The organism is Aestuariimicrobium kwangyangense DSM 21549, from assembly GCF_000421525.1.
GTDB lineage: Bacteria > Actinomycetota > Actinomycetes > Propionibacteriales > Propionibacteriaceae > Aestuariimicrobium > Aestuariimicrobium kwangyangense.
Window position 1 is genome coordinate 182,671 of sequence record NZ_ATXE01000003.1, and the last position, 23,975, is coordinate 206,645.

At 69.3% G+C, this 23,975-nt stretch carries 24 protein-coding genes; 18 read left to right on the forward strand and 6 right to left on the reverse strand.

Translation table 11 applies throughout. The features are described 5' to 3' along the window. Positions 1 to 5: 5 nt before the first annotated feature. Positions 6 to 1,154, reverse strand: a complete 1,149-nt coding sequence (locus H507_RS16260) for a glycosyltransferase family 4 protein (protein ID WP_022910732.1) — start codon at positions 1,152 to 1,154, stop codon at positions 6 to 8. 471 nt (positions 1,155 to 1,625) lie between these two features. Between H507_RS16260 and H507_RS18295 the strand changes: the two genes are divergently transcribed. The 5 genes from H507_RS18295 to tsaD all read left to right on the forward strand — a co-directional run bounded on the left by H507_RS18295 (position 1,626) and on the right by tsaD (position 7,360). Beyond that, on the forward strand, positions 1,626 to 3,920 hold the full coding sequence (locus H507_RS18295) for a DEAD/DEAH box helicase (protein ID WP_022910733.1): 2,295 nt from the start codon (positions 1,626 to 1,628) through the stop codon (positions 3,918 to 3,920). 101 nt (positions 3,921 to 4,021) lie between these two features. Then, entirely contained in the window at positions 4,022 to 5,110 is a 1,089-nt protein-coding gene (tsaE, locus tag H507_RS17720) for a tRNA (adenosine(37)-N6)-threonylcarbamoyltransferase complex ATPase subunit type 1 TsaE (RefSeq protein ID WP_169512707.1), read from the forward strand. Continuing rightward, on the forward strand, positions 5,107 to 5,865 hold the full coding sequence (gene tsaB / locus H507_RS16275) for a tRNA (adenosine(37)-N6)-threonylcarbamoyltransferase complex dimerization subunit type 1 TsaB (RefSeq protein WP_022910735.1): 759 nt from the start codon (positions 5,107 to 5,109) through the stop codon (positions 5,863 to 5,865). Before tsaE ends, tsaB begins: the two co-directional genes overlap by 4 nt. Then, positions 5,862 to 6,308 (forward strand): GNAT family N-acetyltransferase, encoded by a 447-nt coding sequence (locus tag H507_RS16280; RefSeq protein ID WP_022910736.1) that lies wholly within the window; start codon positions 5,862 to 5,864, stop codon positions 6,306 to 6,308. Before tsaB ends, H507_RS16280 begins: the two co-directional genes overlap by 4 nt. After that, entirely contained in the window at positions 6,305 to 7,360 is a 1,056-nt protein-coding gene (tsaD, locus tag H507_RS0110850) for a tRNA (adenosine(37)-N6)-threonylcarbamoyltransferase complex transferase subunit TsaD (protein WP_022910737.1), read from the forward strand. The genes H507_RS16280 and tsaD overlap by 4 nt, the downstream gene beginning before the upstream one ends. Positions 7,361 to 7,405: 45 nt before the next feature. Here the strand turns inward: tsaD and H507_RS0110855 are convergent, their stop codons facing one another. Beyond that, the gene (locus tag H507_RS0110855; protein ID WP_022910738.1) at positions 7,406 to 7,897 is read right to left on the reverse strand and encodes an NUDIX domain-containing protein; all 492 of its coding nucleotides are present in this window, start codon (positions 7,895 to 7,897) and stop codon (positions 7,406 to 7,408) included. A 31-nt stretch (positions 7,898 to 7,928) separates the two neighbouring features. Between H507_RS0110855 and H507_RS0110860 the strand changes: the two genes are divergently transcribed. Together H507_RS0110860 and H507_RS16285 are read left to right on the forward strand one after the other, a co-directional pair. Continuing rightward, positions 7,929 to 8,420 (forward strand): NUDIX hydrolase, encoded by a 492-nt coding sequence (locus H507_RS0110860; RefSeq protein ID WP_022910739.1) that lies wholly within the window; start codon positions 7,929 to 7,931, stop codon positions 8,418 to 8,420. Then, positions 8,417 to 9,604, forward strand: a complete 1,188-nt coding sequence (locus H507_RS16285; RefSeq protein WP_022910740.1) for a class I SAM-dependent methyltransferase — start codon at positions 8,417 to 8,419, stop codon at positions 9,602 to 9,604. Before H507_RS0110860 ends, H507_RS16285 begins: the two co-directional genes overlap by 4 nt. Positions 9,605 to 9,609: 5 nt before the next feature. Here H507_RS16285 and H507_RS0110870 read toward each other — a convergent pair whose 3' ends face one another. Continuing rightward, positions 9,610 to 11,598: a hypothetical protein gene (locus H507_RS0110870; RefSeq protein ID WP_022910741.1), complete on the reverse strand. Its 1,989-nt coding sequence runs from the start codon at positions 11,596 to 11,598 to the stop codon at positions 9,610 to 9,612. A gap of 114 nt (positions 11,599 to 11,712) precedes the next feature. Between H507_RS0110870 and H507_RS16290 the strand changes: the two genes are divergently transcribed. The 4 genes from H507_RS16290 to H507_RS0110890 all read left to right on the forward strand — a co-directional run bounded on the left by H507_RS16290 (position 11,713) and on the right by H507_RS0110890 (position 14,316). Next, complete coding sequence (locus H507_RS16290; RefSeq protein WP_022910742.1) at positions 11,713 to 12,297, forward strand: TetR/AcrR family transcriptional regulator; 585 nt, start codon at positions 11,713 to 11,715, stop codon at positions 12,295 to 12,297. Further along, a complete protein-coding gene (locus H507_RS16295) occupies positions 12,297 to 12,944 on the forward strand; it encodes an energy-coupling factor transporter transmembrane component T family protein (RefSeq protein WP_040438348.1) in 648 nt (215 codons plus the stop codon). Before H507_RS16290 ends, H507_RS16295 begins: the two co-directional genes overlap by 1 nt. 62 nt (positions 12,945 to 13,006) lie before the next feature. Continuing rightward, positions 13,007 to 13,645, forward strand: a complete 639-nt coding sequence (locus H507_RS16300; protein WP_022910744.1) for a biotin transporter BioY — start codon at positions 13,007 to 13,009, stop codon at positions 13,643 to 13,645. A gap of 14 nt (positions 13,646 to 13,659) precedes the next feature. Next, complete coding sequence (locus tag H507_RS0110890) at positions 13,660 to 14,316, forward strand: energy-coupling factor ABC transporter ATP-binding protein (protein WP_245558904.1); 657 nt, start codon at positions 13,660 to 13,662, stop codon at positions 14,314 to 14,316. On the opposite strand, the gene H507_RS0110895 is transcribed toward H507_RS0110890, so the two are convergent. After that, on the reverse strand, positions 14,295 to 14,753 hold the full coding sequence (locus tag H507_RS0110895) for a globin domain-containing protein (protein WP_022910746.1): 459 nt from the start codon (positions 14,751 to 14,753) through the stop codon (positions 14,295 to 14,297). The two genes, H507_RS0110890 and H507_RS0110895, sit on opposite strands and share 22 nt — an antisense overlap. Positions 14,754 to 14,994: 241 nt before the next feature. Between H507_RS0110895 and groES the strand changes: the two genes are divergently transcribed. From groES to H507_RS0110920, 5 genes are all read left to right on the forward strand, one after another. Continuing rightward, complete coding sequence (gene groES / locus H507_RS0110900) at positions 14,995 to 15,291, forward strand: co-chaperone GroES (RefSeq protein ID WP_022910747.1); 297 nt, start codon at positions 14,995 to 14,997, stop codon at positions 15,289 to 15,291. An 11-nt stretch (positions 15,292 to 15,302) separates the two neighbouring features. After that, the gene (groL, locus tag H507_RS0110905) at positions 15,303 to 16,901 is read left to right on the forward strand and encodes a chaperonin GroEL (RefSeq protein ID WP_022910748.1); all 1,599 of its coding nucleotides are present in this window, start codon (positions 15,303 to 15,305) and stop codon (positions 16,899 to 16,901) included. Between the two features lie 189 nt (positions 16,902 to 17,090). Continuing rightward, the gene (gene guaB, locus H507_RS0110910) at positions 17,091 to 18,602 is read left to right on the forward strand and encodes an IMP dehydrogenase (RefSeq protein WP_051139800.1); all 1,512 of its coding nucleotides are present in this window, start codon (positions 17,091 to 17,093) and stop codon (positions 18,600 to 18,602) included. Positions 18,603 to 18,610: 8 nt separating this feature from the next. Next, positions 18,611 to 19,714: a GuaB3 family IMP dehydrogenase-related protein gene (locus tag H507_RS0110915; protein ID WP_022910750.1), complete on the forward strand. Its 1,104-nt coding sequence runs from the start codon at positions 18,611 to 18,613 to the stop codon at positions 19,712 to 19,714. Next, complete coding sequence (locus tag H507_RS0110920) at positions 19,714 to 20,034, forward strand: chorismate mutase (protein WP_022910751.1); 321 nt, start codon at positions 19,714 to 19,716, stop codon at positions 20,032 to 20,034. Before H507_RS0110915 ends, H507_RS0110920 begins: the two co-directional genes overlap by 1 nt. 51 nt (positions 20,035 to 20,085) lie before the next feature. Here the strand turns inward: H507_RS0110920 and cysE are convergent, their stop codons facing one another. Both cysE and cysK read right to left on the reverse strand, forming a co-directional pair. Continuing rightward, positions 20,086 to 20,691 (reverse strand): serine O-acetyltransferase, encoded by a 606-nt coding sequence (cysE, locus tag H507_RS16305; protein ID WP_051139781.1) that lies wholly within the window; start codon positions 20,689 to 20,691, stop codon positions 20,086 to 20,088. Then, positions 20,688 to 21,617 (reverse strand): cysteine synthase A, encoded by a 930-nt coding sequence (gene cysK / locus H507_RS0110930; protein WP_026378105.1) that lies wholly within the window; start codon positions 21,615 to 21,617, stop codon positions 20,688 to 20,690. The genes cysE and cysK overlap by 4 nt, the downstream gene beginning before the upstream one ends. Before the next feature lie 261 nt (positions 21,618 to 21,878). On the opposite strand from cysK, the gene H507_RS0110935 reads away from it, so the two are divergent. Beyond that, positions 21,879 to 22,238 (forward strand): hypothetical protein, encoded by a 360-nt coding sequence (locus H507_RS0110935; protein WP_157438964.1) that lies wholly within the window; start codon positions 21,879 to 21,881, stop codon positions 22,236 to 22,238. Positions 22,239 to 22,337: 99 nt separating this feature from the next. Continuing rightward, the gene (guaA, locus tag H507_RS0110940) at positions 22,338 to 23,900 is read left to right on the forward strand and encodes a glutamine-hydrolyzing GMP synthase (protein ID WP_022910755.1); all 1,563 of its coding nucleotides are present in this window, start codon (positions 22,338 to 22,340) and stop codon (positions 23,898 to 23,900) included. The last annotated feature ends 75 nt before the right edge of the window (positions 23,901 to 23,975 follow it).

Below are 23,975 nucleotides of genomic sequence, written 5' to 3' on the forward strand. Positions count from 1 at the left end.
CGACGTCAGGGGAGCAGGTGGGGCGCCTCCTTCGCGACCCGGGACCCGGCCGCGATCGCCTCGCGGTAGTGCTCGACGAGTTGGGAGCAGATGAAGTCCCAGGTGCGGTGTTCCACCGACGCGCGGGCGGCCAGTGCGAAGGCGGCACGCTTGGCGTCGTCCCCGATCAGGTCGACCACGTACTGGCGCATGGCCTCGAGATCGCCCGGCTCGTACAGCCAGCCGGTGCGGGAAGGGCTGATCAGGTCGATCGGACCGCCCCGGCGCGGAGCCACCACCGGGAGCCCCGACGCGAGTGCTTCCTGGATGGCCTGACCGAAGGTCTCGAGCTCGCCGGTGTGCACGAACAGGTCGAAACTGGCCAGCGCGACGGGCAACTCCTCGCCGCTCATCGGCCCGGTGAAGACGGCCCCCGGCAGCATCCCCTCGAGCTGCTCCCGCTGGGGTCCCCCGCCGATGATGACGAGCTTGGAGTGGGGCAGGTCCGCGAGCACGCGCAGGTCTTCCACCCGCTTCTCACTGGCCAGTCGTCCCATGTAGCCGATGATGCGCTCACCGGCCGGGGCCCACTCGGCACGCAGGGCCTCGGAGCGCTTGGCCGGGTCGAACCGCACCGAGTCGACCCCTCGAGACCAGATGCCGACCCGCGGGATGCCCTGGCTCTCCAGTTGCTCCTTCGCGAAGGTCGAGGGAGCGAAGTTGAGGGTGGCCAAGGAATGGGCATGCCGGATCCGGGCCCACAGGATGGGTTCGATGGTGGGGAAGCCGTAGCGGGCCGCATAGCTGGGGATCTCGGTCTGGTAGATCCCGACGGTGGGGATCCCCAGGTGGGCGGCGGCGAGGGCCACCTTGTATCCCAGCGCGAAGGGTGCGGCCAGGTGCACGACGTCCGGGGCCTCGTCGGCCAGCAACTTCGTCATCTGGAAGGTGGTGACCCCGCAGACGCGCACGTCGGCATACCCGGGCAGCCCGACCGAGGGCACCGCGATCACCGGGAAGCCGAGGTAGTGCCGGGGGGTCTTGGTGCCATCGGCTGGCGCCAGCACGAATGCCTCGTGGCCGGTGGCTCGCAGGTGCTCCAGCATGCGCAGCACCGAGTTGGTCACCCCGTTGATCTGGGGCAGGAAGCTCTCCGCAACAATGGCCACGCGCACGTCACGAGTCTATGGCCGCGGACATGGGGACCACCGTCGCGAATCGCTCCGCACCATGAACGTTCGGTGACACTTGGGAGCCCTCGATGACAGTGAGGACGTCCGATGACAGGTGGTGACGTTCGCTGACAGGTGGGTGACCTCCCACCGTGACCGGGCCTCCCGAACCCTCCCGAATTGGAGATGGGGACGAGCTCCGGTAGAGTTGTCAGAGCCTCAGTTCGAGGCCACCTCAGGGCGCGGTCCTCCGGCTGGACATCCAGTCGAAACCGGACGTGCGCCAGTCAAGGCGAATGGTTGCGTGGGCGGCGGCAGGAGAGATCCTGGAGCTGACGCCAGTGGGCGACTCGTTCGCACCCACCATTCGCACCCCGATGATCACCCTCGTCCGACACGTCGGAAGGGTTGCGCGGGTGCGCCCGGCGCCGCGCCGGGAGATCAGAACCGTTTGGTTCGGAAGTGAGCACCCCTGTGTCGAAATTCGACAATCGTCCCAAGAACAAGCCCGTGAAGGCGCGCGCTCCGAAGGCCTTCAAGGCCGACGGGTCGCCCAAGAAGCGTTGGAGCACCGACCAGCGCGCCGCTGCCGGGCACGACCCCCGCCGTCGCGGTGGACAGCCCCGTTTCGAGGGTCGCAGCGACCGCTTCGAGGCGCGCGATCGCTCCGAGTCGCGTGACCGTTCCGAGTCGCGTGAGGGGGGCTTCGAGCCCCGCGGCGACCGTCCCGAGCGTGACACCCGCGACGAGCGTCGCCCCGCCGACCGCTTCGAGCGCTCCCAGGGTGGTGGCCCGTTCAAGCCCTACACCCGCCCCGACCGCAAGCACGATCGCCCCTTCCGTGACGACCGAGCCCGGGACGACCGTCCCCGTGATGACCGGTTCGGTGACCGTGGCCCCCGTCGCGAGTTCGATGATCGTCCCCGTCGGGACTTCAACGACCGTGACGATCGTCCCCGTCGCGACTTCAACGACCGTGACGACCGTCCCCGCCGTGACTTCAACGACCGCGACGCCACTCGTCCCCATGCCGGTGCCCGCGGACCCCGCCAGTTCCAGACCGATCCGGCCAAGGACCGCTTCCGCAAGGAGCGCGACGAGCGTCGTTCGAGCAGCTGGGGTCGTGACGCCGACGGCGAGCGCCGCTCGTGGAACCGTGACGATCGTCCGGCCCGTGGCCCCCGTGAGGATCGTGGCACCCGTGAGGATCGCGACTTCCGTGCCCCCCGTGAGGATCGCCCGCAGCGCAGCTTCCGTCCCGACGAGGAGGCGGCCTTCGACGCCGACATCATGAGCTGGTCCGAGGCCGCCGACGTCGAGGTCGACGCGAGCAGCGTCACCGAGACCGACAGCTTCCACCAGTTGGGACTGCCCGACCAGTTGGTCGCCACCCTCACCTCCCAGGGCATCACCGAGCCCTTCCCGATCCAGACCGCCACCATCCCCGTCGCCCTCACCGGTCGCGACGTGCTCGGACGCGGTCGCACCGGCTCGGGCAAGACCCTGTCGTTCGGTCTGCCGATGCTCACCCGCATCAGCCAGAACAACGGTTTCAAGGACGCCCCCGCCGGCCTGGTGCTGGTGCCCACCCGTGAACTGGCCCTGCAGGTCGCCGACGCGCTGTCGCCCCTGGCCAAGTCGCTCGGCCTCTCGCTGGCCCTGGTGGCCGGTGGCATGAGCTACGGCCCGCAGATCAAGGCGCTCTCGAGCGGTGTCGACGTGGTCGTGGCCACTCCCGGCCGTCTGATCGACCTGATGGAGCAGGGCGTGGCCAACCTGTCGAAGGTGCTGGTCACCGTGCTCGACGAGGCTGACCACATGGCTGACATGGGCTTCATGCCTGACGTCAAGGCCATCCTCGACGCCACTCCCGACAACGCCCAGCGGCTGCTGTTCTCGGCCACCCTGGACGACGCCGTCGGCTCGCTGGTCAAGCGCTACCTGCACGACCCCTCGACCCATGAGGTCGACTCGGGCCAGGCCAGCGTCACGACCATGGAGCACCTGCTGCTGCTGGTGCACCCGCACCACAAGAACGAGACCACGGCCCTGATCGCCAACCGCGAGGGACGCACCGTCATCTTCGCCCGCACCCAGATGGGCGTCTCGCGTATCGCCGACCAGCTGCGCGAGGCCGGCGTGATGGCCGGTGCCCTGCACGGTGGCCTGACCCAGGGCGCCCGCGCCCGCGTGCTGGCCGCCTTCAAGGAGGGTGTCGTGCCCGTGCTGGTGGCGACCGACGTGGCCGCCCGAGGCATCCACGTCGACGACGTCTCGCTGGTGCTGCAGGTCGATCCGCCCCAGAACTCCAAGGACTACCTGCACCGCGCCGGACGCACCGCCCGCGCCGGTGAGAAGGGTGTCGTCGCCACCATCGTGCTCCCGCACCAGCGCCGCACCATGCAGCGTCTGGCCAGCGGCGCCGGAGTCTCCGGTGACCTGACCCGCGTCGAGCCCGGCGAGGAGTTGCTCGGTGAACTGACCGGCGCCCGCGCCATCGACCACGACGCGATCAGCGAGGACGAGTACAACGCCCTGATCGCCCCGCCCAAGCGTGCACCCCGCGCCGGCCGTGGCGGTGGACGGTCCTTCGGTGACAAGAAGTTCGGTGGCAAGAAGTTCGGTGACCGCTCCTTCGGCGACCGCAGGTCGGGCGACCGGGGCGGATTCCGCAAGGCCGGCCGCGACGGTGGCCCGCGCGGTGGCGCACACCACTCCGGTGGCCGTGATCGCATCGCCGACTTCGGTGGCTGGAACCGCGGCGAGTGAGTGATCGCTGACAAGACACGACTGTGACCCGCGCCTGGTGCCGCCCTCGAGGGGCGGGACGAGGCGCGGGCCTCGTCATGCCGGGGTTAGGCTGGTGGGCTGTGGCAGATGACGTGCAGTTGCGGCTGGCCGAGGTTGACGACGCCCCGGCCATGCTCGCCGTGATCCAACAGGCCTTCTCGGCCCGTCCCCCGGTCGACCCGCCGGCGGCGGCATTGTCGGACACGGTTGACTCCGTGGCGACCCAGTTGGCCCGCGGGTACGGCGTGATCGCCGAGGTCGACGGGGTGCTGAGCGGGTGCCTGCTGCTGAGCGGGCCGGACGACGATCCGGCCGTCCCCGGCGCCCGGGTGATGGGCGTGCACCGCGTCAGCGTGTTGCCCGGAGTGCGGGGGAACGGTCTTGCCTCGGCGCTCGTGCACGGGGCGGCCGATTTGGCCCTCGACCTGGGTGCCACCCACCTGGAACTGCTCAGCCGGCGCGAGTTCCCCCAGACCCGCGACTGGTGGCTGCTGCACGGCTTCGTCCAACACTGCGAGGTCGAGCTCGGATGGATGCTGCGGGCAGCCCTGCCCACCCGCGTGCACGTGCCCGACGCCGAGGCGATGCAGCGTCTGGGCGGCTGGTTGGCCACCGTGCTCACGGCCGGTGACGTCCTGGTGCTCGACGGTGAACTCGGGGCCGGCAAGACCACCCTCACCCAAGGTCTCGGGGCCGCGATGGGGGTCTCCGGACCGATCATCTCGCCCACCTTCGTGTTGTCGCGCATCCACCCGCCCACCCGACCGGGCACCCCGGGGCTCGTCCATGTTGACGCCTACCGGCTGGCCTCCGCCGCCGAGGTGGAGGACCTCGACCTCGAGGACTCCCTGGCCGACCACGTCACCGTGGTGGAGTGGGGGCGAGGCGTCGCCGAGACGCTGAGCCCCGACCGGCTCGAGATCGAGATCCGGCGCCCCCTGGGATCCGACCCGACTCCCGGCCTGCCCGAGGCAGGGGCCGGCCCCGAGGCCGCGGCCGGCTCCGAGCGCCCTGACAACGCCGAGGGTCGCGATGTGCTGCTGATGGGTGTCGGCCAGCGCTGGACTGGGGTCACCCTCGACCCGCCGGCCGAGCTGCTCCGTCCCACCCCCCGGTCGGCCACGGAACCGACGGACGACGCCCCTGCCACCCCTGAGGAGAGCCGATGACCACCCCTCGTCCCGACGGAGTCGTGTTGGCCATCGACACCTCCACCGTCGTCTGCGCGGCCCTGGCCCGGGGTGGCGAACTGCTCGCCACCGGCAGGGTCGACGACACGCGAGCGCACGTCGAGGCCCTCACCCCGCTGATCTCCCAGCTGTGTCAGCAGGCAGAACTGGCGATGTCCGACATCACTGAGGTCGCCGTGGGCGTCGGACCGGGGCCGTTCACAGGACTGCGTGTCGGTGTCGTCACCGCCCTGACCGTGGCAGAACTCGCCGGGACGACAGCGCGTGGGGTCTGCTCCCTCGACATCGCAGCCCGACAGCACGTGCTCGGCCGCACCGCCTCGTCGCCCGCAGTCGACGAGGGCTTCGTGGCTGTCATCGACGCACGCCGCAAGGAGCTGTACTGGGCTCGCTACGACGCCGATGGCGCTCGGGTGGACGGCCCCTTCGTCGGCCCCGCCGACGAGCTGCCCGACCTGCCGGTGGTGGGACCCGCTGCCACCCTGCTCGCGGACGACCCACGCGTGATCGATGCCACCCCGCTCGACGTGGCAGTGCTGGCCCAACTGGCGGCCACCTTCGCCGATGCCGGGCTGGAACCCCTGTACCTGCGCAAACCGGACGCCGAGGTCTCGACCTCGCGGAAGTCCGCGCTGCAGCCAGGGGTGCGCCTGTCGCTGACCAAGCGCCACCGCCAGGATTCCGCCACCGATGCCTCGTCCGATGCCCCGTCGACGGGGGGTGGCCAGGCATGATGCAGCGCAGCGCCACCCTCGACGACGTCGATGCCATCACCGCACTGGACGAGCGGTCGTTCCCCCCGAGGGAACGATGGAGCCGCCAGTTGTGGGCCGACGAACTCAGCTCGGACGACCGGTTCGTGCTGGTCGCGGCCGACCACACGGGTCACCTGGTCGGCGTCGCCACCTTCCAGCTGGGGGACGAGGTGATCGACCTCAACCGGGTGATGGTGGAGGCCCGCTGGCGTCGGATGGGAGTGGCCCGCGACCTGATGCGTTCCGGTTTCCTGTACGCCTCGACCCACGGCTGCTCACGCATGCTGCTCGAGGTGAGGGACGACAACGACACCGCCATCGCCCTGTACGAGCAGTTCGGTTTCCGCGTCATCGACACCCGCAAGAACTACTACGGCCAGGGTCTCGACGCCCTGGTGATGGAGCAGGAGGTGACCGCGTGAACGCCTCATCGGCAGAACCCCTGGTGCTGGGCATCGAGTCGTCGTGTGACGAGACCGGCGTGGGCATCGTCCGGGGCAACACGTTGCTCGCCAATGAGGTCGCGAGTTCGGTCGACCTCCACGTGCGGTTCGGTGGGGTGGTGCCCGAGGTGGCCAGCCGTGCCCACCTCGAGGCGATGGTGCCCACGCTACGGCGCGCGCTGGCCGCCGCCGACGTCGACCTGGCCCAGCTCGACGGGATCGCCGTCACGGCAGGTCCCGGACTGATGGGTGCGCTGGTGGTGGGGCTGGCCAGCGCGAAGACGCTGGCGGCCTACCTGAACAAGCCCCTCTACGGGGTCAACCACCTGGCGGGCCACGTCGCCGTCGACCTGCTCGACCACGGCGACCTGCCCACACCCTGCGTCGCCCTGCTCGTGTCGGGTGGTCACACCTCACTGCTGCTGGTCAACGACATGGCCACCGACATCGTCGAGATCGGCTCGACCATCGACGACGCCGCTGGTGAGGCCTATGACAAGGTGGCCAGATTGCTGGGGCTGCCCTACCCGGGCGGTCCCGTGATCGACAAGGCTGCAGCCGAGGGCAACCCGAAGGCGATCCGCTTCCCGCGGGGTCTGACGGCTCGTCATGACCTCGACAAGCACCGGTTCGACTTCAGTTTCTCGGGGCTCAAGACGTCCGTCTCCCGCTGGGTCGAGACCGAGGAGCGGGCGGGTCGTCCCGTACCCGTCGCCGACGTCGCCGCCAGCTTCCAGGAGGCGGTCTGCGACGTGCTCTCGGCCAAGACCGTCGACGCTGCGCTGCACCACGGCGCCCAGCACATCCTGATCGGCGGGGGAGTGGCAGCCAATTCGCGGCTGCGGGCCCTGCTGGAGGAGCGAGCTGTCGCCGCCGGTCTGGAACTGCGCAGGCCCCGACCGGGACTGTGCACGGACAACGGCGCGATGATGGCGGCGCTGGGCACCCAGGTGATCAAGGCAGGTCTTCGTCCGAGTTCGTTCGACATCTCGGCCAATTCGGGGCTGCCGGTCTCCACCATCCTGGTCTGACAGGCCGCGGGGCCGGCACCCGCTGGCGGCCCGGGCCTGATGCGGTCAGTTCACGTCGCCCAGCCACAGCGCGCGGCTGGTCTCGTCCTGGTTCAGCCAGCGTGCCAGCGCCTGCGGGAAGAAGGGACTGCCGACCAGCTCACTGATGGCCACCCACCTCACGCCCACCTGACGCTCGTCCACCTCGCTGGGCGGCAGGGGATCGGGGTGCAGCAGCGTGCACCAGAAGAACAGTTCGCTCTGGTGGAAGCCCGAGTCCCACTCGGGGAAGTGGGTGGCACCGATGTAGTCGCGGCCGCAGGCGAGGTCGCCCACCCTGACCCGGTATCCCGTCTCCTCGAGCACTTCCCGGGCCACGTTGTCGAGCTTCGTCTCGCCGAAATGTTGCCCGCCGCCGGGGGTCAGCCAGAACTCACGGTGCCTCTCGCCGACCATCACGCTGACCAGCAGTTCGCCCTCGCGCACCACCAGGCCGCGACTGGCGGGCCGCACGCGGCCATCGTGCGGAGGGGTGGGATGGACCCCCGGCTGGCTCATGTCGCGACTCTACTGGCGGTAGCCTCGCGATGTGCTGACCCCGATCCTCACGACTTTGGCCTTCGTCCGGCACCCGGACGGCGAGCAGGTGCTGATGTGTCACCGGGTCGCGCGCCCCGACGACGACCAGCACGGCAAGTACAACGGGCTGGGCGGCAAGGTCGAGGTCGACGAGGACGTCTGGACCGGCATGGTGCGTGAACTCCGGGAAGAGGCCGCCATCACCCCGACCGCCATGCGGCTACGTGGAACGATCTCCTGGCCCGGATTCGGCGCCGACGGCTCAGACCATTTCGGGTTCATCTTCGTGGTCGACGCGTTCACCGGCACCCCGCCGCCGTCCAATGACGAGGGGGAGCTCAGCTGGGAGCGGATCGACTCGCTCGACACCCTCGACATGTGGGAGGGCGACCGGCACTTCCTACCCCTGGTCTTCGACCCCGAGGTCACCCAGTTCCATGCCGTGCTGCCGTATGCCGACGGGCGCCCCACCCTCTTCAGTGCCCACGTGGTGCGAGGGTGACCACGAGCCAGCCCGCCCCCCACCCGCTCACAGTCGGCGAGGGACCGATGGCCCTGGAGAGGGCGCTCGCCCAGCCCGATCCCGACTCCCTCGCGGCCGCCAGCGCGCTGCGTCGTCTGGTCGCTCCCGAGTTGGCGGCCCTGGTGCTGGAGCAGGCCTCCCTGCGGCGTCGGGCACGCAGCAAGTTCGGGGACCGGGCTGCCGACATGCTGTTCACAGCGACAGGCCTCGAGCAGGCCACCCGGCCCGAGGTCTCGGCCTGGCGCGCCGACACGTTCGCCGAGGGCTGCTCCCGGGTGCTCGACCTCGGATGTGGTCTCGGATTCGATGCCCTCGCCATGGGACGGGCGGGTCTGGGGGTGGATGCGGTCGAGCTGGATCCGCTCACCGCCAGTTGTGCCCAGCACAATCTGGCCTCCGTCAAGGGACGGGTCCTCGTCGGGGATGCCGCGTCAGCGGTGCCCGCGGTGATGGACGGTGGCGTCCTCGTCTTCGTCGACCCGGCGCGACGATCGTCGACGGGCAGGAGCTGGCGGCTCGAGGACCTCTCGCCGGGCTGGGACTTCGTCCTGTCCCTGCGCCAACGCTGTGACCGGCTCGTGGTCAAGCTGGGGCCCGGCATCTCGCGGAGCCTGCTGCCTGACGACCTGGGCCGGCACTGGGTCAGCCATGAGGGAACCCTCGTCGAGGTCTGCCTCGCCACCGACGTGGGTGAGGGCCCCGCGGTTGACCGGGTGGTGGTGCTGCGCGGCGGCAGGCGGTACGAACTCGTCGGACGAGGTCTGGCGCGTCTTCCCGTGGCAGACGTGGGGGAGTACCTGCACGAACCCGACCCCGCCGTCATCCGCTCCCAGTTGTACGCCGAGGCCTGCTCGGGGACGAATGCCTGGCTGGTCGACCACGACGTGGCCTACCTCTCCAGCGACGAGCCACTCGACACGCCCCTGGTCACCAGCTTCAGGGTGCTCGAGAGCATCCCCTGGTCGGTCAGGACGCTGCGCGCGTGGTGCCGAGAGCACCGCATCGGCACTCTCGAGATCAAGAAGCGGGGGCTCGACGTCGACCCGGCGGAACTGCGACGCCAGCTCAAGTTGAAGGGATCGGCGAGCGCCACCGTCGTGCTCACTCCGACTCCCCGCGGTACCCGTGCCCTCGTCTGCGAGCGAGTGCCGCGGTCGCCCTGAGCAGATCAGTGCCCGACCAGGCGTGCCCACAGGCCGGGACGTCTGGTCGGCGTCGGCTGCGCTGCCTGCCACCGGTCCCGGAAGGCAGACAGTTGCGCCGCCGTCAGGCTGGGAGGCTGCTCGGTGCGGCCTGCGCGGTCCAGCACCAGGTGGCGCGCGACGGTCCTGACCACGTGCTCGCGCACCGCCGGGGTGAGATCGGGATGCTCGAGCACCAGCAGGCCGCGGTCGAGCCACGCCGGGTCGGAGGTCGAGAAGGTCCGGCCCCACAGCGGCAGCTCGGGCACCACTGTCGCGATGATGGCGTCCGCGACCTGCTGGGGGTGGCGCAGCGGTGCCTCCCGTAATGCCACGTCACCCAAGGCCACCGGTGTCACCGAGGTGAGCCGACTGCGCGCCAGCAGCCAACTCCGCCACAGGTTGCTGGCGTCGTCGCTGGCCACGGCGACGTCCCACAGCTTGCGGAGACCCTCGACGGAAGGGTCACCCACCAGCACCAGAGGCGCCAGACGCCTTGCCCATCCGGTCGCGGCCCTGAGCCAGAAGGTCTCCAGGTCACCGCGCAGCGGATGGTGGAGCTCACGAGCCAGCACCGTCAGGGTGACCAGCGGGTGCCGCCACTCCCCAGCAGGGGCGTCATAGTTCTTGGCCAAGCGCTTGCGCCAGCCGGCGGCGAGGGTGTCGACGTCGGCGGCGGTACCGCGACCGTGGGACACCAGGATGTCGAGGCAGAAGCCCAATCCCTGCAGGTCGATCCCAGGACGAACGAGTTGGCTCCTCAGCCACGATTCCTGACTCGGCTGCAGGTGGCGGTAGTCGTCGTACCTGGCGGCCAACTCGGTCTCCGTGCCGGTCAGGTCGGGCCCGGTTCCCTCGAGCAGGTCATCGGCTTGCTCCCGGAACCGTCGCACCAGATCGGGGTGGTGCTCCTCGGCGTGGGCCAGGGACTCCTTCGCGGTCTGGGCCACCCCGCGCCGCACCGCAAGGGGCAGTCTCTCGTCCGTGGCGACCTTGAGCGCCTTGAACGGCGGGGGGGTCAGCGTCAGCAGTGCCTCGGCGAGCGCGCTCGCCCGTTGCTCGGCCAGGCCGGCCCCCACCAGGTCGTGCCACAGGTTGAGGGCCGCGTCGACGAGGTCGACCTGGCTCAGCACCCGCTCGGAGTGCAGCCACGGGGTGAGGTCGACCGGCTGGGCCAGGGCGTGCTCGCGCAGGGCCCCCACCGCGCCGGGGGTGGGCACCTCGGCCAGTACGGGATCGGCCAACACCCCCAACCGCAGGATCATGGTGGTGGCGGCCGGATGGCCTTGCCGCAGGAGGGCCACCAGCACGGCCCGCCAGGCGCCCCACTCCGCGGGGTGCTCGAGGTCGAGCCACTCCGCGACCAAGCTCGACAGGAGGTGTTCGTCCAGCCGCTGCCGCATGGCCAGGGCCCGCACGAACGGGGCGGCCTGCTCGATGTCGGGCGACTCCTCCCACCGGGCGAACAGCCATGCCTCCTCCGGCGGTGTGAGCGGGCCGAACTGAAGCGGTCGGGCGGTGTGGTCGATCGGGGTGAGCAGACGCTCCATCAGTTGTCGCACGGCCACGGGGTCGTCGGGATCCGCCAGCCCGTCGTCCCCCAGGTGGGCCCGCTTGTCGATCTCGAAGGCGGCGCCGGTGCGTGCCGCGGTCACCGTGAATTCCTGGGGTGCCGTGGCCAGGTGCTGGTGGACGACCTGGGGGTCCCCGCCCCAGTGCAGGAAGAGCCGTTCCTGCAGGGCACCGTCGGCGTCGAAGGCCCGTTCCTGGGACTGCCACTGCCATCCGGCGTACGCCGTGGTGGGGGCAAGTCCGGCGGCTGTGATGGCCCGATCGGCATCGGAGTGCAGGTCGGCCTGGGTGTGGCGACCGTGCGGTGCCGGTGGGGGAAGGGCGACGAACGTGTCATCGGACAGGTCCGCCCACCATTCCAGGAACACCGACAGGTCGGTGGCGGCGGGCGTGGATTCACTCATGGTCCGATTATCCCGCCCGTGGCGCCAACGGTCCGCCCGGACCCCTGGCCGCAGCGGTGGGGGAACGCAGGAGGCACTTGAACGCCGTTCAAGCGCTGGTCCTAGGATGGTCCCATGGCGTTGACGAGGGACGAGGTGCTGGCCGCGGCCCTGCACATCGTCGACGAGTACGGCCTGGCGGATCTGTCGATGCGTCGCCTCGCGGGCCAGCTCGACGTGCAACCGGGGGCCCTCTACTACCACGTGGCCAACAAGCAGACCCTGCTGGTGGCACTGGCGGATCTGGTGCTGGCGGACCTGGTGCTGGCCGATCTGGTGCTGGTGGCACCGGACGACGTGGCCCCGGAGCATCGGCATGGGGCCGACCCGGGAACACCGGGCCCTTCTCCGGACCCGGTAGCCTGGGGCATGAACCTGCACTCCCTGCTGCGCCAGCACCGCTCGGGTGCGGAACTGGTCAGCGCGGCGCTGGCGATGCGCCCGTGGGCCGAGTCACCCGCCGCGGCCCTGGCCAGCCGACTGCCCACGTCCCCCGATGACGCCCGGGTGGTGGCCGAGTCCGTTCAGCACCTCGTGCTGGGCCACGCCTTCGACGCGGAACAGCGCGAGCAGTTCGCCAGGCTCGGGTTGGGTGATCCGCCCGATCCCGGCGGAGACCAGCGGCTGCGGTCGGCGCTCGAGAGATTGTGCGGCCCCTGATGCTCAGCCTCCACGTGCCGGGCCACTCCCTCGTCCACCGACTGCCGGCGGGCGCCAAACTGCTGACCATCCTCGTCTTCGGCACGTTCGCCTTCTTCGTCGACTCGCTGGTCGTGCTCGGCTCGTGCGTCGGTGTGGTCGCAGCCGCCTACCTGGTGGCGCGGGTGCCCCCCGCGCGAGCCTGGCAGTTGCTGCGGGGTGTGCTGGCGATGGTGGCACTCATCGTGCTGGCCCAGGGATTCCTGGGTGACTGGACGACGGCTGCCCAGGTCGGGCTGAGGGTGCTGGCGGTCGTCCTGCTGGCCAATCTGGTCACGTTGACCACCGCCCAGACGGCACTGGTCGACGCGGTGGTGTGGGCCGCTGGGCCGCTTCGACGGGTCGGGGTCGATCCCGACCGCATCGGGCTGATGATCGCACTGGTCTTCCGGTTCATCCCGGTGATCGCCGAGGAGGCCTCGAAGGTGCGGGAGGCCCACGCCGCACGAGGGGTCCGTCCGGGTCTGTTCGGCCTCGGGGTGTCGTACCTGGCACCCCTGGTGATCCGGACCTTGAGGATGGCCGACGGGCTGGGTGAGGCGCTCGAGGTGAGGGGCGTGGGCACCCGCCCTGCACCACCGGACCGACCTGCTAAGGTGCCGTTTTGAACGCTGTTCAAACCGCGGAGCTGAGTGCCTCAGTCCTTCGCGACGACCTGGAAGGAACCCCGATGCGCGCCAAGGACCTCGCCCTGATCGCCCTGTTCACCGCCCTGATGTGCGTGCTGGGTCTGGCCCCGCGCATCCAGTTGCCCCTGCTACCCGCCCCGTTCACCACCCAGACCCTCGGCGTGATGCTTGCCGGCGGGATCCTGGGCTGGAAGCGGGGGACCCTGTCGATGCTGCTGTTCGTGCTGCTGGTCGCCATCGGTGCCCCCGTGCTGGTGGGTGGCCTCGGCGGCTTCGGCATGCTGCTGGGCCCTACCGGCGGCTTCATCTGGGCCTACCCGTTGGGTGCACTGGTCACCGGCCTGCTCGTGGAGCGGTGGTGGATCCGGTTGAACGCGGTGTCGGCCTTCATCGCCTGCTTCGTGGGTGGAGCGCTGGCTGTCTACGTCATCGGTCAGCCATGGCTGATCGTCGCGTCGGCCAAACTGACGCTGGCGCAAGGGTGGTGGAGTTGGGTGGTCTACCTGCCCGGAGACATCCTCAAGGCGGTCGTGGCGGCGCTGGTGATCATCACCGTCAAGCGCGCCTACCCCCTGATCACCCCACGCGTCGATCGCCCGTTCACGGATGACCCCGCCGCTGGTCACCCCACCGGTGATCAGCCCGGGCTGAAGACGCTGGGCGGCGACCCGCGACTGTGATCGAATTCGACCGGGTGAGCTTCTCCTACCCGCAGCGCCCCGTGCTGCGGGAGGTCTCGCTCACCCTGTCGGAGAAGCGCATCGGCATCATCGGGGGCAATGGCTCGGGCAAGTCCACCCTCGCCCGGTTGGTGAACGGACTGGTGGTACCCACCCGGGGCACGGTGGCGGTCAACGGCCATGACACCCGTCGAGGCCTCGACCGGGTCCGCCGCACGGTGGGGTTCGTCTTCCAGGACCCCGACCTGCAGATCATCATGCCCACCGTCGCAGAAGACCTGGCCTTCAGTCTGCGGCCCCTGAAGCTGCCCAAGGCAGAGGTGGCCCGACTGGTGGAGGCACAACTCGACAGGCACGGGCTGCTCGCCCACCGTGACCATCCCGCCCACCTGCTGTCGGGTGGGCAGAAGCAGCTCCTGGCCATCGCGTCCGTGCTGATCACCGGGCCTTCAGTGCTGGTGATGGACGAGCCCACCACGCTGCTCGACCTGCGCAACCGGCGGGCGGTGATGCGTCTGGTCGAGGGCCTGCCGCAGCAGGTGCTGCTGGTCACCCACGACCTCGAGACGCTCGAGGGTTTCGACCGGGTGGTTGTCATCGACGACGGACGAGTCGTGGCCGACGCCAGCCCTGCCGAGGCCATCGGCGCCTATCGGGCACTGGTCGGCTGAAGGCCGTCCCAGCCCCAATGGGGCAGTGGTTCGTTCGAGGAGGGGTCGTGACCGGTGGGATGCCCGGCCATCAGGACCGTGGCCCAGTGCCAGTAGTCGCGCAGCACCGGCTGCACCTCGGCAGGGATGCCGGCATCGACGAGCGCCTCGGCGAAGCAGGCCTCGCCGCGGCGGTCCATCTCGACGTGCTCGCCCTCGCCCGAGTGCAGGGACACCACCTCGGAGTGGCTGCCCAGGTGATCGGAGAACTCCGTCGGGCCACCCCAGGCCTCGGTCAGGTAGGCGGCGAGGCGTTCGGTGTGGTCGGCGCGGAAGCCATGACTGAAGGCGTGACTGACGACCTCGTCGGCCATCACGCGCTCGTGCCACGCCCGGGCCAGGCGCAACACCGCTTCGGGGCCGCCCGCGGCCTCCAGGATCGTCGGCTCCCGGTGCATGCGCCCGAGTCTGCCACCGGTCATCGTCCGTGGCTCGGATTTGCACGACACGGGGTTCGGATTCGTCGGCCCGGATTTGGCACTCGGGTTGAAGGAGTGCCAGCCCGGTACTAAGTTGGTCTCTGGCACTCGCCCCGGGTGAGTGCCAGATTTGGACGGGACGACACCGCGACGACGCCCCGGCCGAGACCTTTTGACTGAAGCCGTAGCACCCGCTACCACCACCAGAAAGGGGTTTGACGTGGCAACCACGATCAAGCCGCTCGAGGACCGCGTCCTCGTTCAGCCTCTCGACGCCGAGCAGCAGACCGCCTCCGGCCTGTACATCCCCGACACCGCCAAGGAGAAGCCCCAGGAGGGCAAGGTCGTGGCCACCGGCCCCGGCCGCATCGACGACTCGGGCAACCGCGTGCCCCTCGACCTCGCCGAGGGCGACGTCGTCATCTTCTCCAAGTACGGCGGCACCGAGGTCAAGTACGACGGCCAGGAGTACCTGCTCCTGAACGCCCGCGACATTCTCGCTGTCGTCAGCAAGTGAGCTGAGCGTTCATGCCCAAGATTCTGAAGTTCGATGAGGAAGCACGCCGCGCGCTTGAGCGCGGGGTCGACATCCTCGCCAACACCGTCAAGGTGACCCTGGGCCCCAAGGGCCGATACGTCGTGCTCGACAAGAAGTGGGGCGCGCCCACCATCACCAACGATGGTGTCACCGTGGCCCGCGAGGTCGATCTCGAGGACCCCTACGAGAATTTGGGTGCCCAGCTGGCCAAGGAGGTCGCCACCAAGACGAACGACGTCGCAGGTGATGGCACCACCACGGCCACCGTGCTGGCCCAGGCGCTCGTGCACGAGGGCCTGCGAGCGGTCGCCTCCGGCGCCAACCCGATCGGCCTCAAGCGTGGTATCGACAAGGCCGTGGAGGCCCTGATCACCGAGCTGCGCAGCGTCTCCAGTGCGGTCGAGACCGCCACCGACATGGCGTCGGTGGCCACCATCAGCTCGCGCGACGAGCAGATCGGTGAGCTGATCGCCGAGGCCTTCGACAAGGTCGGCAAGGACGGCGTCATCACGGTCGACGAGTCCAACACCTTCGGTACGGAACTCGAGTTCACCGAAGGCATGCAGTTCGACAAGGGCTATCTGTCGCCCTACTTCGTGACCGATGCCGATCGCATGGAGGCGGTGCTCGAGGATCCCTACATCCTCATCCACTCCGGCAAGATCAGCTCGATGAACGACCTGCTGCCGTTGCTCGAGAAGGTCATCGCGGCCCACGGCACCCTGTTCATCGTGGCCGAGGACGTCGACGGCGAGGCGCTGTCGACCCTGGTCGTGAACAAGATCCGTGGGACGTTCACCTCGGTGGCCGTCAAGGCCCCCGCGTTCGGTGATCGCCGCAAGGCCATGCTCGAGGACATCTCGATCCTGACCGGTGGTCAGGTGATCGCCCCCGAGGTCGGCCTCAAGCTCGACCAGGTGGGTCTGGAGGTGCTCGGCCGCGCTCGTCGCGTGGTGGTCACCAAGGACAACACCACCATCGTCGATGGCTCCGGTTCGTCCGAGGAGGTCGCGGGCCGGGTCGCCCAGCTGCGCGCCGAGATCGAGCGCACCGACTCCGACTGGGACCGCGAGAAGCTGCAGGAGCGCGTGGCCAAGCTGGCCGGCGGTGTCTGCGTGATCAAGGTCGGCGCCGCCACCGAGGTGGAGCTGAAGGAGAAGAAGCACCGTATCGAGGACGCCGTCTCGGCCACTCGTGCGGCCATCGAGGAGGGCATCGTCGCCGGTGGCGGCGCGGCCCTCGTCCACGCCTCGAAGGTGCTGGTCGGTGGTCTGGGTCTGGAGGGTGACGAGAAGACCGGCGTGCACATCGTTGCCAAGGCGGTGGTCGAGCCGCTGCGCTGGATCGCCGAGAACGGTGGCGAGCAGGGCTACGTCATCGTCTCGAAGGTCGCCGAGCTCGAGGCCAACTACGGCTTCAACGGCAGGACCGGCGAGTACCAGAACCTCGTCGAGGCCGGGGTCATCGACCCGGTGAAGGTGACCCGTTCGGCCCTGGCCAACGCCGCCTCCATCGCGGGGCTGTTGCTCACCACCGAGACGCTGGTCGTCGAGAAGCCCGAGGACGAGGAAGACGCCCACCAGCACTGAGCTGGAGCGGAAACCGAACCCGTGCCACAGCGACCCCTGCCCTTCCCGGGCGGGGGTCGCTGTGCGTTCGGATGTGATCCACTCGTCGGCGGTGCACCATCCCGGGCACGGTCGGTCGCGGCGGCCGTGCGCGGATAGACTGAGCCGGTCCTCCCTCCTGAAAGGCGCGCAGTGACCGTTCCCGCAGACCTGTCCCCGGCCGGTGTTCCCCTGGCCTTCGAGGCCCTCGGACTGACCTTCGATGACGTGCTGCTGCAGCCCGTCGCCTCCGACGTGATTCCCTCGCAGGTCGACACCTCGGCGCACATCTCGCGCCGGATCGAACTCAAGATCCCCCTGGTCAGCTCCGCGATGGACACCGTCACCGAGACCCGGATGGCCGTCGCCATGGCCCGGCAGGGCGGCATCGGCATCCTGCACCGCAACCTCTCCATCGAGGACCAGGCCGCCATGGTCGACCAGGTCAAGCGGTCCGAGGCAGGCATGGTCGACGAGCCGATCACCATCACCCCCGACGCCACCCTGCGCGAGGCCGACGAACTGTGCGGCCGCTACCGCATCTCGGGTGTGCCCGTGGTGAACTCCAGCCTCGAACTGCTGGGCATCGTCACCAACCGCGACATGCGCTTCGAGGAGGACGGCTCACGCCTCGTCCGCGACGTCATGACCCGCATGCCGCTGGTCACCGCCAAGGTGGGAGTGACCTCGGACGAGGCCCTCAAACTGCTCGCCCAGCACAAGATCGAGAAGTTGCCCATCGTCGACGACCAGAACCGTCTGCGGGGACTGATCACGCTCAAGGACTACGTGAAGTCCGACCGCTACCCGTTGGCCAGCAAGGACCCGCACGGACGCCTCCGCGTGGGCGCGGCCATCGGCTTCTGGGGCGACTCATGGGAGCGCGCCATGGCCTTGGTCGAGGAGGGCGTCGACCTGCTCGTGGTCGACACCGCCCACGGGCACTCCCAGGGCGTGGTCGACATGATCAAGCGACTGCGTGCCGAACCGGCTGCCCGCGACGTCGACCTGGTGGGCGGCAACGTCGCCACCTACGCCGGTGCCAAGGCGTTGGTCGACGCGGGGGCCGACGGCATCAAGGTCGGCGTCGGTCCGGGATCGATCTGCACCACCCGCGTCGTCGCCGGCGTCGGGGTTCCCCAGGTGACCGCGATCCACCAGGCCGCGCGGGCGGCTCGTCCGGCCGGTGTACCGGTCATCGGTGACGGTGGCCTGCAGTACTCCGGTGACATCGCCAAGGCCCTGGTCGCCGGCGCCGACACGGTCATGCTCGGCTCCCTGCTCGCCGGATGCTCCGAGTCCCCCGGGGAACTGGTGTTCATCAACGGCAAGCAGTACAAGTCCTACCGGGGCATGGGATCGCTGGGTGCGATGGCTGCCCGCGGACGCAAGCCCTCCTACTCCAAGGACCGTTACTTCCAGGGCGACGTGACCTCCGACGACAAGATCGTGCCCGAGGGCATCGAGGGTCAGGTTGCCTTCCGCGGACCGCTGGAGGCCGTCGCCTACCAGTTGGTCGGGGGACTGCGGCAGTCGATGTTCTACTCGGGCGCCCGCTCCCTCGACGAATTGCACGAGAAGGGCGCGTTCGTCCGCATCACCTCCGCGGGGCTTCGCGAGTCGCACCCCCACGACATCCAGATGACCGTCGAGGCACCCAACTACTCCTCCTCCAAGAACTGAGGTTCCCCGTGTTCGACATCGGACGCAGCAAGCGCGCCCAGCGCGCCTACAGCCTGGACGAGGTCTCCATCGTCCCCTCCCGTCGCACCCGCGGCGTCGACCAGGTGAAGCTCGGCTGGAAGATCGACGCCGTCGGCTTCGAGTTCCCCATCGTGGCGGCCCCCATGGACTCGGTGATGAGCCCCACCACTGCGATCGAGATGGGACGACTGGGTGGTCTCGGGGTGCTGAACCTCGAGGGGCTGTGGACCCGCTACGACGACCCCACCGAGGTGCTGGCCGAGCTGGCCACCATCGTCGACCCCGTCGAGGCGACGATCGCGATGCAGCGCATCTACTCCGAGCCGATCAAGGGCGAGTTGATCCGCGCCCGCATGAACGAGATCCGTGAGGCCGGCGTGCCGGCCGCCGGGGCGCTGTCGCCCCAGAACACCCAGGCCTTTGCCGACGACGTGGTCGCCTCGAACCCCGACTTCTTCGTCATCCGCGGCACGGCGGTGTCGGCCGAACACGTCTCCGACGAGGTGGAACCGCTCAACCTCAAGGAGTTCATCTACGCCCTCGACGTGCCTGTGATCGTGGGTGGTTGCGCCAACTACCAGACCGCCCTGCACCTGATGCGATCGGGCGCGGCCGGAGTGCTGGTCGGCTTCGGCGGTGGTGCCACCGGTTCCAACCGCGACGTGCTCGGCATCGAGGTGCCGATGGCCTCGGCCATCGCCGACGTCGCCGAGGCACGCCGTGACTACATGGCCGAGTCCGGTGGACGCTACGTGCACGTGATCGCTGACGGTGGCATGGGACGTTCCGGGTCCATCGTCCGGGCGCTGGCCTGTGGGGCCGACGCCGTCATGGTGGGCACCCCGCTGGCCCGCGCCCAGGAGGCCCCGGGGCGGGGCTGGCACTGGGGTGCAGAGGCATGGCACGAGACCCTTCCCCGCGGACGCCGCACCCGGGTCGAACCCGTGGGCAGTCTCGAGGAGGTGTTGTTCGGCCCCTCCAGGGTGACCGACGGCACCATGAACCTGGTCGGCGCACTGCGGCGCGCCATGGCCACCACCGGCTACACCGATCCCAAGGAGTTCCAGCGCATCGAACTCGTGGTGCACTGATGGGCCCGCAGGACGCAGCGGCCCAGGGCGGCGCCGTGCCCGCCGAGCTGGCCCGGTTGCGCTCGTCGATCGACAACATGGACGCCGCCCTGGTGCACCTGCTCGCTGAGCGGTTCAAGGTGACCCAGCGGGTGGGGGAGTTGAAGGCTGGTCTCGGCCTGCCGCCGGCCGACCCGGTACGTGAGCAGGCCCAGATCGCGCGCCTGCGCGCCCTCGCCGAGGACGCCCATCTCGACCCGGAGTTCGCCGAGAAGTTCCTCAACTTCGTCGTTGCAGAGGTGGTGCGCCACCACGAGGCCATCCGGGACGCCCGGGACTGATCCCGGCCGTCGTGACCTCGCCCTGTCACGGGGTGGTCGGAGGGCGATCGGTCAGATCTCGAACTCCGGAGCCAACCCGGTGTCCTCGGAGAAGACGCCGACCCCGACCTTCTGTTCGCGGATGTGCGAAGGCGCGGCAAGCACCGTCTCGCCAGCGGGCACGTCCTTGATCACCAGCGCCGCCGAGCCGATCTTGGCGTCATCGCCGATGGTGATGTTGCCGATGATGGCGGCCCCGGCGCCGATCACCACCCGGTTGCCCAGGGTGGGGTGCCTCTTCACCGGCTGCAGGCTTCGTCCACCCAGGGTGACCTGGTGGTACATCATGCAGTCATCGCCGATCACGGCGGTCTCACCGATCACGACGCCCATGCCGTGGTCGATGAAGAACCGGCGCCCGATGGTGGCGCCCGGGTGGATCTCGATGCCGGTCAGGAAGCGACTGGTCTGGGAGACCACCCTCGCCGCCGGGCGCAGCCGTTCGGACGACTGCCACATCGAGTTCGCGATCCGGTGCAGCCAGATGGCGTGCAGCCCGGAGTACGCGACAGCGACCAAGGTGCGGGAGCTGGCCGCGGGATCCTCGCGCATGGCTGCGTCGATGTCCTCCGCGACCCGCTCCCGCACCCGGGAAGCAAGGTGGAGCAGTCGGCTCATGCCTGCATCAGGTGGCTGTACAACACCGAGGTGAGGTAGCGCTCGCCGAAGCTGGGCAGCACGACCACGATCAGCTTGCCTGCGTTCTCGGCGCGCTCGGCGACCTGCTGGGCGGCGGCCAGTGCGGCCCCCGACGAGATGCCCACCAGCAGTCCTTCATCGGTGGCAGCCTGACGGGCCACCTCGACGGCCTTCTCGCTGGTGATGTCGATCACCTCGTCGAGGATCTCGCGGTCGACGTTGGTGGGGATGAAGTTGGCGCCCAGACCCTGGATCTTGTGCGGACCGGGCTTGCCACCGTTGAGCAGGGGGCTCTCGGAGGGCTCGACCGCGATCAGCTTGATCTCGGGGTTCTTCTCCTTGAGGAACTTGCCGGCTCCCGAGATGGTCCCGCCGGTGCCGATGCCCGCGATCAGGATGTCGATCTTGCCCTCGGTGTCGTTCCAGATCTCGGGGCCGGTGGTGGAGTAGTGGATGGCCGGGTTCGCGGGGTTGTCGAACTGGCGCACCAGCACCGCCCCCTCCTGCGCCCCCAACTCCTCGGCCTTGGCGACGGCACCCTTCATGCCCTCGGCGCCGGGGGTCAGCACCAGTTCGGCGCCGTAGGCGCGCAGCAGTGCGCGACGCTCCATCGACATCGTGTCGGGCATGGTCAGCACGACCTTGTAGCCGCGCGCGGCGCCGACCATGGCCAGCGCGATTCCGGTGTTGCCCGACGTGGCCTCGACGATGGTGCCGCCCTCACGCAGCTCACCCGACTTCTCGGCTGCGTCGACCATGGCCACGCCGATCCGGTCCTTGACCGAGTTGGCGGGATTGTAGAACTCAAGCTTGGCGGCCACGGTGGCGTTGTCGCCCACGAGGCGGTTGATGCGGACGAGCGGGGTCCGTCCGACGAGGTCAGTCACATTCGCATAGATGCCCATGGCCATAACAATCTCTTATCTCACCCATTTGTTCCAGTGTCGGTCACCACATCTCAGCATGTGTCACCGTCCCGGCGCAGCCCAGATGGCCGACTCGACCAGCCCAATCGTGCGAATCGTGTGTCCTCGTACCGGTTCCGCCCTCCCAGCCGCAACTGTCGGGGCCAGAGCACACGATTGGCACGATTGGGACGGGAGACCTGCGACGCCCACGCCTCGCGGCACCCCCAGGCGGACGCCGCGAAGCGTACAGTGGCGACCGTGAAGATGCTCAAGATCGTGGTGACAGGCCTCGGGGCGCTGATCCTTGGGGTGGGCGTGTACTGGTTCGTCAACGGCTGGGTGCAGCTCGACCGCATGATCACTGCCGTGCACACGACGGCACCGCGCATGGACAGCCCCCGACCCGAGTACAACGCGGCGGTTCTGTTCGCCCTGCTCGGAGGACTGCTGCTGGGTCTGGGTATCGGCCTTCCCTCGCAATTGGCGAGTCGCGCACGCCGCCAGACCCTGCGCGAGCTCAACGAGCGCGTCGGCTCGATCGACCCGGACGCCGACCGCGGCCACTCCCGGACCTCGTCGGCTCCGGACCATGCGGACGAACAGCCCACCGAGCGCTGACGATTCGGCCGGCACGACGGCCAACCCGTACATCACACAGGCGGTTCACCGGGTACCGAGGGTGCGGGGGAGGGCGAGCACAACCCCTAGACTCGCCCCATGAGCGAGACCCCAACCGAGCACGACCTGGTGCTGGTCGTCGACTTCGGAGCCCAGTACGCCCAGCTGATCGCCCGCCGGGTGCGCGAGGCCGGGGTGTACTCCGAGATCGTGCCGCACACCTTCACCGCCGCGCAGGTGGCGGAGAGGCAGCCCAAGGCGATCATCCTCTCCGGCGGGCCGCAGTCGGTCTACGCCGAGGGTGCCCCCCAGATCGACCCCGCCCTGTTCGACCTCGGTGTTCCCACGTTCGGCATCTGCTACGGCTTCCAAGCGATGACGGCAGCTCTGGGCGGTGCCGTGGCCAAGACGGGACTCAGCGAGTTCGGTCGCACCCAGACCTGGGTCGACCAGCCCGGACGACTGCTGGCCGAGGTGCCGCATGCCCTGAACACGTGGATGAGCCACGGTGACTCGGTCAGCCGGGCGCCCGAGGGTTTCACCGTGCTTGCGCGTACCGCCGGCGCCCCGGTCGCCGCCTTCGAGTGCCTCGACAAGGGCCTGGCTGGCGTGCAATGGCACCCCGAGGTGCTCCACTCCGAGCACGGCCAGTCGGTGCTCAAGCGCTTCCTGGTCGACATCGCCGGCCTGCGTGCCGACTGGACCTCCAAGACCATCGTCGACGACCAGGTCGCCCTGATCCGCGAGCAGGTGGGCGACAAGCGGGTGTTGTGCGCGCTGTCGGGAGGCGTCGACTCCGCGGTGGCCGCGGCCCTGGTGCAGCGCGCCATCGGTGACCAGCTCACCTGCGTGTTCGTCGACCACGGACTGCTGCGCAAGGGCGAGGCCAAGCAGGTCAAGACCGATTTCGTCGAGCTGACGGGTGTCGACCTCGTGGTGGCAGACGAGCGTGAGCGATTCCTGGGAGCCCTTGCCGGTGTCACCGATCCCGAGACCAAGCGCAAGATCATCGGACGCGAGTTCATCCGCACCTTCGAGGCGACCGCCCGCCAACTCAACGACGATCGCGACATCGAGTTCCTGGTGCAGGGAACGCTCTACCCCGACGTGGTCGAGTCAGGCGGCGGCGAGGGTGCGGCCAACATCAAGAGCCACCACAACGTCGGCGGGCTGCCCGACGACCTGCAGTTCAGCCTGATCGAACCGCTGCGCACCCTGTTCAAGGACGAGGTCAGGGCGGTCGGTGCCGAACTGGGTCTGCCCGACCACATGGTCTGGCGCCAGCCGTTCCCGGGCCCTGGGCTCGGCATCCGCATCATCGGCGAGGTTACGGCCGAACGCCTCGACATCCTGCGCGAGGCGGACGCCATCGCCCGCGAGGAGCTCACCCGCGCAGGACTCGACCGTGAGATCTGGCAGTGCCCCGTCGTGCTGCTGGCCGACGTGCGCTCGGTCGGCGTCCAAGGTGACGGACGAACCTACGGGCACCCGGTGGTGCTGCGTCCGGTCTCGTCCGAGGACGCCATGACAGCCGACTGGAGCAGGGTGCCCTACGACGTGCTGGCCACCATCTCGACCCGGATCACCAATGAGGTGCGCGAGATCAACCGGGTCACCCTCGACGTCACGTCCAAGCCGCCGGGCACCATCGAGTGGGAGTGACGGTCCGGGCCTGAACACCCGCGGGTGGGCACCGGGCGGTTGATCAGGGGTGCGACGATGGGGCAATGACCCGTT